Raw genomic sequence first — 1,101 nt, 5'->3', positions numbered from 1 at the left:
ACCGGCCACGTGGGCGTGCCCGGCGGACGTGGGATGCACGGGCACCGAGGCGGTCTGCAGGCCGGTGAAGTCGACCCATCGGGTCTCCGGGGGCGTACACATCGAGTGCCCGGGCTCGTCGGGGATCACGACGGTCGCCCCGTTGCGCTGTGCTGCGTCGCGGACCACCCGGTTGATGCTCTCCTGGAACCCGCGGACCTTGTCCCGTTCGGCCTCGGAGATCGCGATGAACGGGGCACAGTCGGGCGAGGCGAGCAGGGTCTGGTCGTCCGGGATCGCGGAGAGGTAGCCCACGGTCACCACGCGGGCGTCGGGGGAGCGCCGGGCGATCTCGGCGTACACCAAGTCCATACGCCCGTCGAGCTCCTCGAGAGCCCGCGTGGCCTGGCGGTCGATCACGTCGGAGCACCCGGCGGTGGCGTCGAAGCCCTCGGCGAGTCGCGAGGTCACTGAGTCCACCATCGGCAGGAGCTCGGGGGCGGTGTTGGGCCGGAGGGCGCAGGCCACGATCACCGCCGCGAACCCGACGTCGTTGCCGCCGATGGTCAGTGTGACGAGGTCTGTCTGCGTATCCAGGGCGTCGAGCTGGGGCGGGGCTCCGTTGCGCGCGGGCTCCCAGAAATCGTCGGCGGTGGCTCCGCCGCAGCTGGCGTTGATGAAGGTCCCCACACCGAGCTCACGGGCCACGACTGTCGGATAGGCGTCGTCGGTCCGCACGCACGCGACGGGCCCGGCACCCCAGGCTCCCGGTGCCACCCGGCCGACGGCAGCGTACGAATCGCCCAGCGCCACATAACGGGCCGGGCCGGTTCCTGTGCCGGCGTAGACGGACGGGCCGAGGCCGTCGCCACTCATCTGACCTGCGATGTTCTGCCCCAGCGTCTGCGTGGAGCCGCTGGCCTGCTCGATCGTGGACCCGGTGGACGGGGGAGCGGCGGGGATCGCCGGGGTCGACCCGGCCACGACAGGGGAGACGAGGGAGCTCAGCAGGACTGTTGCGGCGGCCGCCACGGCGCCGGTGATCGCCGGGCGCGCGCAGCGGCGGAGACGTGAGGTGTGCATGAGATCACTCTCTCATGAACGCTTGTCCATCTGGCAGAG

At 71.5% G+C, this 1,101-nt stretch carries 1 protein-coding gene; it reads right to left on the bottom strand.

What is annotated here, in order from left to right; all coding sequences use genetic code 11:
- Positions 1-1,062: SGNH/GDSL hydrolase family protein (locus G6020_RS14515; protein ID WP_182611096.1), on the bottom strand; the 1,062-nt coding region annotated here is incomplete at its 3' end.
- Between the last annotated feature and the right edge of the window lie 39 nt (positions 1,063-1,101).

The sequence above is a fragment of the Dietzia sp. B19 genome (assembly GCF_014145155.1).
Taxonomy (GTDB): domain Bacteria; phylum Actinomycetota; class Actinomycetes; order Mycobacteriales; family Mycobacteriaceae; genus Dietzia; species Dietzia natronolimnaea.
Note: the sequence above shows the minus strand (reverse complement) of the source record. Positions and strands in the feature narration are given on the sequence as shown.